Origin of the sequence: Rectinema subterraneum (genome assembly GCA_009768935.1) — a bacterium.
Classification (GTDB): Bacteria; Spirochaetota; Spirochaetia; order Treponematales; family Rectinemataceae; genus Rectinema; species Rectinema subterraneum.
Window position 1 is genome coordinate 20,696 of the sequence record WESA01000036.1, and the last position, 9,761, is coordinate 30,456.

At 51.7% G+C, this 9,761-nt stretch carries 11 protein-coding genes; 2 read left to right on the forward strand and 9 right to left on the reverse strand.

Going from position 1 to position 9,761, the window contains the following annotated elements:
• Positions 1–18: 18 nt before the first annotated feature.
• The 8 genes from GAP13_RS09380 to GAP13_RS09415 all read right to left on the reverse strand — a co-directional run bounded on the left by GAP13_RS09380 (position 19) and on the right by GAP13_RS09415 (position 7,449).
• Positions 19–1,194 carry a MalY/PatB family protein gene (locus GAP13_RS09380; protein WP_158908070.1) on the reverse strand — a complete coding sequence of 392 codons (1,176 nt, stop codon included), beginning with the start codon at positions 1,192–1,194 and terminating at the stop codon, positions 19–21.
• Between the two features lie 4 nt (positions 1,195–1,198).
• Entirely contained in the window at positions 1,199–1,582 is a 384-nt protein-coding gene (locus GAP13_RS09385; protein WP_158908071.1) for a RidA family protein, read from the reverse strand.
• A gap of 105 nt (positions 1,583–1,687) precedes the next feature.
• A complete protein-coding gene (locus GAP13_RS09390) occupies positions 1,688–2,236 on the reverse strand; it encodes a DJ-1 family glyoxalase III (RefSeq protein WP_158908072.1) in 549 nt (182 codons plus the stop codon).
• A 29-nt stretch (positions 2,237–2,265) separates the two neighbouring features.
• A complete protein-coding gene (locus tag GAP13_RS09395; protein WP_158908073.1) occupies positions 2,266–3,057 on the reverse strand; it encodes a VIT1/CCC1 transporter family protein in 792 nt (263 codons plus the stop codon).
• Between the two features lie 268 nt (positions 3,058–3,325).
• Complete coding sequence (gene eno, locus GAP13_RS09400; protein WP_158908074.1) at positions 3,326–4,624, reverse strand: phosphopyruvate hydratase; 1,299 nt, start codon at positions 4,622–4,624, stop codon at positions 3,326–3,328.
• Positions 4,625–4,741: 117 nt separating this feature from the next.
• Positions 4,742–5,641: a DUF6675 family protein gene (locus GAP13_RS09405; protein WP_158908075.1), complete on the reverse strand. Its 900-nt coding sequence runs from the start codon at positions 5,639–5,641 to the stop codon at positions 4,742–4,744.
• 151 nt (positions 5,642–5,792) lie between these two features.
• Positions 5,793–6,701, reverse strand: coding sequence for a ParB/RepB/Spo0J family partition protein (locus tag GAP13_RS09410; RefSeq protein WP_158908076.1), 909 nt, complete (start codon positions 6,699–6,701; stop codon positions 5,793–5,795).
• Entirely contained in the window at positions 6,694–7,449 is a 756-nt protein-coding gene (locus GAP13_RS09415; protein WP_158908077.1) for a ParA family protein, read from the reverse strand. Before GAP13_RS09415 ends, GAP13_RS09410 begins: the two co-directional genes overlap by 8 nt.
• Positions 7,450–7,599: 150 nt before the next feature.
• Between GAP13_RS09415 and GAP13_RS09420 the strand changes: the two genes are divergently transcribed.
• The gene (locus GAP13_RS09420) at positions 7,600–7,824 is read left to right on the forward strand and encodes a NifU family protein (protein ID WP_158908078.1); all 225 of its coding nucleotides are present in this window, start codon (positions 7,600–7,602) and stop codon (positions 7,822–7,824) included.
• Positions 7,825–7,967: 143 nt separating this feature from the next.
• Here GAP13_RS09420 and GAP13_RS09425 read toward each other — a convergent pair whose 3' ends face one another.
• Positions 7,968–8,741 (reverse strand): IclR family transcriptional regulator, encoded by a 774-nt coding sequence (locus tag GAP13_RS09425; RefSeq protein WP_158908079.1) that lies wholly within the window; start codon positions 8,739–8,741, stop codon positions 7,968–7,970.
• A 199-nt stretch (positions 8,742–8,940) separates the two neighbouring features.
• Between GAP13_RS09425 and kduI the strand changes: the two genes are divergently transcribed.
• The coding region (gene kduI / locus GAP13_RS09430; protein ID WP_158908080.1) for a 5-dehydro-4-deoxy-D-glucuronate isomerase at positions 8,941–9,761 on the forward strand (821 nt) is incomplete at its 3' end.

Here is a 9,761-nt window from a genome sequence, read left to right on the forward strand (position 1 = left end):
GCCGGAGGGCGGGCAGGCTCAGGAGGCTTGCAGAGCCGCAGCTTCGAGCTGCTCCAGCGCCTGTTTCAGGATAGCGCGCGGGCATGCGATATTGATGCGCATGAAACCCGAGCCACCTGTTCCAAACATTGTGCCGTCATCGAGCCAAAGCTTTGCCTTTTTTAGAAAGAAGTCGTGGAGCTCGGCATCGCTCAGTCCAAGCGCGCGGCAATCGAGCCAGGGCAGATACGTACCCTCAAGAGGGAGCACCTTGATGGCTGGGATGTGCTCAGCAAGAAAGTTCTTCAGAAACTCGAAATTTCCTTTCAGGTAGGCGAGCAGGGCTTCGAGCCATGGCTCAGCTTTTTCGTAAGCTGCTTCCTGCGCCACCATGCCAAATATATTGGATAGCCCAAGACCTATATTCTCAGTCTGAATGGCGAATGCATCGCGAAGCCGCTTGTTCGGGATAATCGCATTCGCAATCTGGAGGCCGGCGAGGTTGAAGGTTTTGTTTGGGGCGGTGAGGGTGACGGTGATCGCCGCGGCTTTCTCGGAGATGGTGGCAGTGCAGTGATGAACCTCTGTCCCCAAAATGATGTCAGAATGGATTTCGTCGGAGATAATCACGATGTCATGTTTCGCACAGATGTCGACAAGGCGCTCAAGTTCTTCTTTACGCCAGACACGACCGACCGGGTTGTGCGGACTACAAAGGATGAGAAGCTTGGTACGGGAATCGATTTTGTTTTCGAGATCGGAGAAATCCATGGTGTAGCGGCCATTGTCGAGGACAAGGGGATTTTCGACCAATTGGCGCCCGTTATTCAGCACCGCCGAAGCAAAAGGATAGTACACGGGCGGCTGGAGGATGATTTTGTCGCCGGGCTGGGTATAGGCAAGCACTGCGAGATTGAGCGCAGGGACCACGCCAGGAGAAAATACAATCCAGTCTTTCTGTATTTTCCATCCATTGCGGCGCTGCATCCATGCGATGAAGGATTGATAGTTGCCTTGGGAACGGCCGGTATAGCCATATATCGGATGCGCAGCGCGTTCCTGGATTGCGGATACGACTTCTGGAGGACATGCAAAATCCATATCAGCAACCCAAAGAGGGAGTGCATCTTTGCAGCCCGGAGGCAGACGGCGAGTATCCCATTTCAGGCTGTGTGTCGATGTGCGGTCGATAATCGAATCAAAGTCATAGTTCACAATGCTATTCCTTGTAGGCAATTGCTTCGATTTCTACAAGCCCGTCTTTGGGGAGGGCGGCTACCTGGATGGCGCTGCGGGCGGGAAAATCCTTTTGGAAAAAGCTGCCATAGACTTCGTTGACTGCGGCGAAATCTCGAATATCTTTGAGAAAAACCGTTGTTTTGACAACATCAGAAAGAGAACAGCCGCTAGCCTTGAGGACAATTGCGAGGTTTTGAAGCGCCTGCTTTGCTTGTGCCTTGACGTCGCCTTCGACGAGCGCACCGGTCGCAGGGTCGAGTCCGAGCTGGCCGGATGCAAAGATGAAATTGCCAGCTTTGTTTGCATGGCTGTAAGGGCCAAGCGCTGCCGGAGCGCCGGAGGCGAACACACATTCTTTGCTCATAATAACTCCTTGTTATAAAAATAATTATATGCGTTTCAACAAAATTGGGCGGCTTGCTTTTTGTGGCCAGGCAGCCAAACCGATCATACAGGCCTGCAAGCGCGTCTATTTTTGAAGCGCGTGCTGAGCAACTTCGTCGGCTTTCTGGCGACCTTCGAGCGCTGCAATGATCGCAATCGCGAATTCGCCTGCCGTACCGGGGCCGCGAGAAGTAATGTAATTGCCGTCTATCACGACGCGGTCGGGAACGAAATGGGCGCCTTTCACCGAAACCTCTGTCCCCGGATAGCCGGTGAATTTTTTGCCCTGGAGTAGATTGCATGAGCCATGAAGAACCACTGCAGGCGATGCGCAAATCGCGGCGATGAGTTTGCCTTTTTGGCTGTGACGGATAAGAAGATCGCGAACCGCCGGGCTGGCTGCCAGATTGTTGGCTCCAGGCTGTCCTCCCGGAAGGACAATGACATCATAGTCTTTCGCAAGGGCTTCAGGACCGGCATCAGTCTCAATGACAATACCATGAGATCCTTTTACTTTTCGGCTAGCGATTCCGGTAATGGTTACTTCGATACCAGCGCGTCTGAGAAAATCTGCAGGGGTAATCGCTTCAACTTCTTCGAAGCCTTCTGCAAGAAGAAGACAGGCTTTTTTCATATATAACCTCCTCAAACTGATAGTTTGGTTTATGCAAGACCACCAAGCAGTACACCAACAAGATATGCCGCGGAGGCGGCAACCCCGCCAACAAGCAACATTTCGAGCCCGCTTATAAACCATTTTGTGCCGGTGATGATCGTCTTCAGTGCTCCAAGCCCGAACAGCGTGGCGCCTGTCAAAAAGCATGCAAGGGGAAAGCGGATTGCATCGAGCGAGGGGACAAAAAGAGCAACAACATATGCAGATATGGGCAAAAAGCCAAATGCGGCAAAAGAAATGAAGGTAGCGATTGCATTCGCGACAGGAGATTCGTCTGATTGCATGATACCGAGTTCTTCGACCATCATGGTGTCGACCCAGGCTTTTTTGTCTTTTGAAATTATGTCCACTACTGCTTTCGCGTCAGCTTCAGCCATACCGCGGGCACGGTAGATCTCTTCAAGTTCGAGTTTCTCTCCTTCGGGGTAATTCTCGACTTCCCATGCTTCGCGCTCACGCTCGGCAGCCTCGTATTCCGATTCGCTTTTGGAGGACAGATAGTCGCCGATGGACATCGAAAGTCCGTCGGCCAGAAGGTTTGCGAGGCCAACAATCAGCACGACGCCGGGGGCGAGCGCTGCGCCCGCGACGCCAGCGGCTGCAGCGAATGTTGTGATGGTGCCATCGAGGCCGCCATAGATAATGCTTTTGAGATATTTACCCTTTCCGGTTGTATGCCGCTCTTCTGCGGATTTTGTCGGAAGGTGTGCGCGGCGCGCGGCCTCAGAATCGCGGCGCTTCCATGCTTCTTTGGCTTCGTCCAGTCGTCGTGTGAGCATGCGGACTCCTCTTCGAGCGTCCTGCGGCAGGCTTTGGTTTGTTTGCTGCACAGCTCAACCTGGCTGCTGCAACGCTCATTTGTATAGTTTACCGCAGAGGGACAGAGGTTTGAAAGACGGGGGACAGAGGTCGGATTGGCAGCGCTCCCCCACAAAATCAAAAAAAGAAAAAGCCGCCCCGGATGAGGCGGCCCTTGAATTTCAAATGTTGGCAGAATGGCGGTCAGCCGGTTCAGCGTTTGGAGCTGGTCCAGCCGGCTCAATCGATTCAGCCGCGGACGTTGTAGAAGACTTTCTTTCCCCAGAACTCGGCGATGCCTTCCATTTCGTCTTCGATGCGCATGAGCTGGTTGTACTTGGCGATGCGGTCGGTGCGGGACATGGAGCCGGTTTTGATCTGGCCGGTTTCCATGGCGACGGTGAAATCGGCGATGAAGGTGTCTTCGGTTTCGCCGGAGCGATGGGAGACGACGGCAGTGTAGCCGGCGCGTTTGGCCATGTTGACGGTTTCGATGGTCTCGGTAACGGTGCCGATCTGGTTGAGCTTGATGAGGATGGAGTTACAGGCGCCTATCTCGATGCCTTTGGCAAGGCGTTTGGTGTTGGTGACAAAGAGGTCGTCGCCCATAACCTGGATTTTTTTGCCGAGGGTTTTGGTGAGCTTCACATAGCCGTCCCAGTCGTTCTGGTCGAGTCCGTCTTCGAGGGAAACAATTGGATATTTTTCGACCCAGCGCATGTAGAGCTCGATCATGTCGTCGGAGGAGAATATCTTGTCGGGATTGGATTTCCAGAATCGGTAGCCTTTGCCGCCGCCTTCTTCGAAGAGTTCGCTGGCTGCGGGGTCGAGGGCGATGGCAATCTGCTCGCCAGGGACATAGCCTGCTTTTTCGATGGCTCGGACGATGTACTGGAGAGCTTGCTCGTTCTCGATGTTGGGAGCAAAGCCGCCTTCGTCACCGACGGTGGTGTTCTGACCCTCGGATTTGAGAATGCCTTTGAGGGTCTGGAAGACTTCGGCGTTCATGCGGATGGCTTCACGGAAAGATTCGGCGCCGACGGGCATGATCATGAATTCCTGGAAATCAATCTTGTTGTCAGCGTGCTTGCCGCCGTTGATGATGTTGGACATCGGGACGGGCAAGAGGGTGGTATGGGCGCCGCCTAGGTATTTGTAGAGGGGGACGCCGAGGTATTCGGCTGCGGCGCGGGCGGTCGCCATGGAGACACCAAGGATAGCATTTGCGCCGAGCTTGGCCTTGTTTTCGGTACCGTCGAGTTCGATGAGGGTACGGTCGATATCGACCTGCTCGAGGGCGTCGAGGCCGCAAATTTCGCCGGCTATGGTGGTGTTGACGTTTTCGACTGCGGTGAGAACGCCTTTGCCGAGGAAGCGCTTCTTGTCGCCATCGCGGAGTTCGACTGCTTCATACTCGCCGGTGGAGGCGCCGGACGGAACGGCTGCGCGGCCGAGGGTTCCATCTTCGAGAACAACATCGACTTCGATTGTCGGGTTGCCGCGAGAATCAAGAATTTCACGAGCTTCGACATATTCAATGATGCTCATGGGGTATCTCCTTTGCATTAGATATGTTCTGAACGATACTGATATGCGCTGGATTAGTCAAGACTTGGGTGGTTTTGAGGTTCTGGTATGGCAGGAGAAACTGCGGCATACAATGCATTAAGGGGAATTATTCGCAGCTTGTTTGAGTCGTATTTCAGGCGGTAGATCGTCGATATTCCATGGCAAATGCACTGGTTCGATGATGCTCCGGGCCGAAGCAGCCTCCGTGAACCAATGCAAAAGCGCAAGCGCTTTGTTCGACGCTGATTCAAATACCCTGTCGCGCCCAATCGATGGCGATTTAATCGAGGTAACGAAATATAAAAAAACTCCCTCGGGGGACGGAGCTGCAAGAAAGCCGGTTCGGATGCCGTCTGCTGAAAGGACAGGAATGCCAATCAATCGAAGCGGAGTAACATTGGTGTTTGTCATGAGGAACGTTGTTTGGGAGACGGCGCACTGCACCTCGGTTATTATGCCGCTAAATGTCTGATCTTTTTGATAAATATAGGTCTTCTGAGGCAGGATCGCTCGAAATTCAGCGATGGTTTCAGGGTCTTTGATTTTGTTTTTATCGTTGGGGTTGTCTACTCGAAATGCATCTGTATACAGTGTGCGCATTATTTTTCGGCTTGCAGACCAATACTGAATGCCCTGGAGGGAGCGGAATTGGTTGAATAGCAGGCCGAGAGCATCAATCTGCGAGCTTGCGCTATACGAACCACCAAGCGTCGGGCTTGGCAAAAAGACAAGCGCCTCGATAATTAGGTTGGTGCCTGTGGTTGCGGAGCTAATATGGTTAATTATTGTTTGTACGCCTTCGAGGGACGGAGCTAACATGAGCTTGCCGCCTATGTGCTCGGCAGTTCGAAGGATAGGCGAACCTTGCTGAAAGGTGACGCCCTGCGGGAGAGTAGCCTGAAAAGTCTTGGGCAGCGCAGAAGTCATTTTTGATATCGATACTGTGGCCGATGAGCTTGCAGATTGCTGGGCGAACAGCCCTGATGCTGGAATCATAATAAGAATTATAGTGAGAAAGTGCGCAAAAACGGGCTTTTTCAACCTCTGTCCCCATTTCTGGAACATATGAAAGGGTGTGCTGGTTCGGGGCAATACTCCTTTATGGGTTTTCGAGGCATGTTTCGGGCCGCGTTTCAAACAGTGCATATTATTGAATATCCAAGATATCATAGATCCGTTGCAGATCATCTTGCGAAAAGTACTGGATTTTGATAGAGCCAGCATCCACGCTTCCGGTTATTTCGACCTTGGTTCCCAGCCGCTCGATGAGTTTTTCTTTCAACTCTCTGAGGAGAGGATCGAGGGCGGCTTCATAGTCATCAGATGAGCCGGACCTGGATTTGCGTGCTTTTCCTTTCTGGTTTTGAAGTGCGGCTTGCAGTTTTTGCGCTTCCTGCTCGGTCTGGCGGACAGATAAATTCTCATGGCGAATTCGGTCGAAAAGTTTCTGGCGCTCATTTTCGTCTTCAATCGATAAGAGATTCCGCGCATGGCCTGGAGTAATCGAGCCTTCCTTCACTGCAGATTGGATATCTTCTGGGAGCTTGAGAAGGCGCACAGCATTGGCGATAGCGACGCGACTTTTGCCAACCATTTCCGCGACGCGTTCCTGGGTAGCGCCAGTTATTTCCATAAGTTTGACATAGGCTTGCGCTTCTTCTATCGGATCCAGGTCTTCTCTCTGGATATTCTCAACAAGAGAGAGTTCGAGGTGGCTTTCATCTTCTGATGAGCGCAGTATTACTGGAAGCTCGAGCAGGCCAGCAAGCCGCGCAGCTCGATATCGCCGCTCACCAGCGATAATAATGTATTTTCCTGGCGCTTGCTCTTGTACAAGCAGTGGCTGAAGAAGCCCATGCCGGCGAATGGACTCAGCGAGTTCGTTCAGCGATTCTTGAGAAAATGTCTTGCGCGGCTGATCTGGATTGGGGCTAAGAGAATCGATCGAGACGACCCTCACGGGCGATTCTGATGCTTCCTGTCCCGATTGCTCGAAGAATTGCTGACGTTCAGGGATAAGGGCACCAAGCCCTTTCCCAAGGCCAAATTTAGCCACGGTTCATGATCTCCTTCGTTACTGATTCGTAACTCTTCGCGCCGATGCATGTGGGGTCGTACAATATCGCCGGAAGGCCATGCGAGGGTGCTTCGGAAAGCCGAACATTCCTGGGAATGATGGTCTTGAATACCTTGTCTTTAAAATATTCGGTGACTTGTCGCACTACTTCCTGCGACAGTCGTGTTCTTGCATCGAACATAGTGAGGAGGATGCCGCCGATTTTCAGGTTGGGGTTTATGCTTTTCTGGACAAGGCCAATGGTTTGAATGATGAGCGAGAGCCCTTCGAGCGCGAAATATTCACATTGCAGAGGGATAACCACTTCTGTGGCTGCGGCGAGCCCATTCAGCGTCAGTACGCCGAGGGACGGAGGACAGTCGATGAGAATGAATTCATAGTCTTCAAGAATGGGGGCAATTGCTCGCTTAAGGTAATCATTCCTGTCAGGCCTATCCACAAGCTCGATTGTTGCACCGCTGAGATCCACCGAAGAAGGAGCAAGAAACAGCCTTGGAATGGAAAGCGGCTGTATGACATTCTTGATTTCAGCCAATCCTGAGATGACATGGTATATATTTGTGTGAGTAAGCGTGCCGCCGATACCCGAGGTAAGGTTTCCTTGCGGATCAAAGTCGATGAGTAAGGTTTTTTTGTGCTGAAGGGCGAGAGAAGCGCCGATGTTGATTGCGCTCGTAGTTTTTCCTACGCCGCCCTTTTGATTGACAAAAACGATAATTCGAGCCATGTTGCCTTCCCGACTTGCTTTGTTGATTCTATCATATTGCTGAAGGTTCAGCTATACAGGTATTCCGCCCGCGGCGATACGAATGGCAAGGACGCCTTCTTGACCCTTGAGGCATAAATCGATAGTTTACTTTCTATATAGGAGATAGCAATGCTTTTTGAAGAAGTAAAATCTGCGATCGAGAATGTGCGGCCGTCACTTATGGCGGATGGCGGAGATATAGAGCTTGTGTCGGTAAGCGATGATGGCGTCGTCAAAGTCCGGCTCACTGGCGCTTGCGGCGCATGCCCGTATTCAATCATGACGCTCAAGCAGGGTGTCGAGGCGTATCTCAAAAAAGTCGTGCCGCAAGTTACAGAAGTTCAGCAAGACTGAAGTTCTGTTGCTCGAAAAGAGCCGTTCCTGGTTCACAATTGAATCCGGGGCGGCTCTTTTATTTGAGGTGAGTTTATGGCGAGCCTTTTTGCTTGAGGTGAACCTCTTTGCGGCGGCTTTGCAAGCTCTCAAAGTGCAAACTGTTAGTGTGAATTTCCGCGAAATCCCATCGCTGCAGATATTTCGCGAGCGGCTTTCATGACCTGTATTGCTACTTTTCCTGGCTCAAGGTCAGGCCTCGATTCCGGAATCCAGGAAGTACTGATCGATGAGATGATCTGCCCCCGGTAATCTCGAATCGGAGCTGCGACACAATTCATTCCAGGCTCTGCTTCTTCATTATCTTGTGCCCATCCTCGGACCTTGCATCGATGGATATCTTCGATGAGTGAATCAATATTTTGATGCGTATTGGGGCCGAATTTCTCGAATTTCACCGCTGCATGCAGGCGTCGGATTTCATCGTCGTCCATATCGAGCATGAGCGCCTTGCCGAGAGATGTGCAATACAAAGGTTTCTGCTGCCCTATAATCGCGTACTTTCGCAGACTCGTGAACTGATCCTGCTTGTCGATATAGACCATCATGGAACCTTGGCGGCGCGCCAGGAAGACAATCGTGCCCAAAGCTGCAGCGAGTTCTCGCATATAAGGCGCCGACTCGGTTTTCAGTTCTAGGTTGTTGAGATAATAGCTGGAAAGCTCTATGAATCCTGGGCCCAGGCGATATCTGTTTGTACCAAGTGCTTTTCGAACATAGTCGCGCTGCAGAAGGACAGCGAGCAGGCGAAAGGCAGTGCTTCGGGGTAGATCAAGTTGCCGCGCAATTTCTGCAAGGGTAAGGCCATTTGGCTCCCGCGCGAGAATTTCGAGAATGTTGAATGTTCGGTCGAGGGATTGAACCTTTATTTCAGCCATGGGCGCTCCTGATAGTGCTGCAATATGCTGCTCTTTCATATTTTATTCTTGACAATTGAAAAAGACAAGCTAGAATATGGAATAATGTACCATAATGTAGAATCGCCTCGGAGCGATTTGGTTTATGGAATGAATGCGGAACATTGTTCCATAATATGGAATGGCGACCGGCTTTTCTCATGAGCCAGGAGGAGGAAGGATGCATACACGTGAAGCAGTCAATTCAGAATTCGTGAAGGCTTTGGATACGCAAAGGCTCAGGGAGCATTTTCTGATTGAAAGAGTGTTTGTTCCTGGCGAGATGAGTATGGTCTATTCTCATGTGGACAGGATGATCGTTGGAGGCATTACTCCAACCTCTGTCCCTCTTGCGCTGCCCGTCAGCAAGGAGCTCGGCACCGATTTCTTTCTGGAGCGGCGCGAAATGGGGATAATCAATATTGGTGGATCTGGGGCTATCGAAGTTGAAGGCATAAGGCACCAGCTCGGGCCAAGGGAAGCTTTCTACATTTCGATGGGCACAAAAAACGTGGTTTTTTTGAGCGAAAATCCCAATGAGCCTGCGAAGTTTTACTTCAACAGCGCTCCTGCGCATCGGGCTTGCCAAACCAGGCGCGTAACGCTCGATCAGGCAAAGCATGTCGAGATGGGCAGCGATGCTGAGTGTAACAAGCGCGTGATCAATCAGTACATTCACCCGGCAGTGCTCGAGACCTGCCAGCTTGTGATGGGCATGACCATGTTCTATGAAGGTAATGTATGGAATACAATGCCGGCGCACACCCATGAGCGGCGCATGGAGGTATATCTCTACTTTGATATGCCTGAAGACAGGGTCGTGTTTCATTTCATGGGGAAACCCGAAGAGACGCGGCACATCGTCGTTCGAAACGAGCAGGCGGTCATCAGCCCGAGCTGGTCGATCCATTCAGGCGTAGGGACAGGTAAGTATACATTCATATGGGGCATGGCGGGAGAGAACCAGGCATTCACTGATATGGATGCGGTTCCGATGGCTGT

Coding starts and splice junctions, on each gene's coding strand:
- GAP13_RS09385 (WP_158908071.1), bottom strand. CDS start 1,582: ATGAGCAAAGAATGTGTGTTCGCCTCCGGCGCTCCGGCAGCGCTTGGC.
- GAP13_RS09390 (WP_158908072.1), bottom strand. CDS start 2,236: ATGAAAAAAGCCTGTCTTCTTCTTGCAGAAGGCTTCGAAGAAGTTGAA.
- GAP13_RS09395 (WP_158908073.1), bottom strand. CDS start 3,057: ATGCTCACACGACGACTGGACGAAGCCAAAGAAGCATGGAAGCGCCGC.
- eno (WP_158908074.1), bottom strand. CDS start 4,624: ATGAGCATCATTGAATATGTCGAAGCTCGTGAAATTCTTGATTCTCGC.
- GAP13_RS09405 (WP_158908075.1), bottom strand. CDS start 5,641: ATGATTCCAGCATCAGGGCTGTTCGCCCAGCAATCTGCAAGCTCATCG.
- GAP13_RS09415 (WP_158908077.1), bottom strand. CDS start 7,449: ATGGCTCGAATTATCGTTTTTGTCAATCAAAAGGGCGGCGTAGGAAAA.
- GAP13_RS09420 (WP_158908078.1), top strand. CDS start 7,600: ATGCTTTTTGAAGAAGTAAAATCTGCGATCGAGAATGTGCGGCCGTCA.
- GAP13_RS09425 (WP_158908079.1), bottom strand. CDS start 8,741: ATGGCTGAAATAAAGGTTCAATCCCTCGACCGAACATTCAACATTCTC.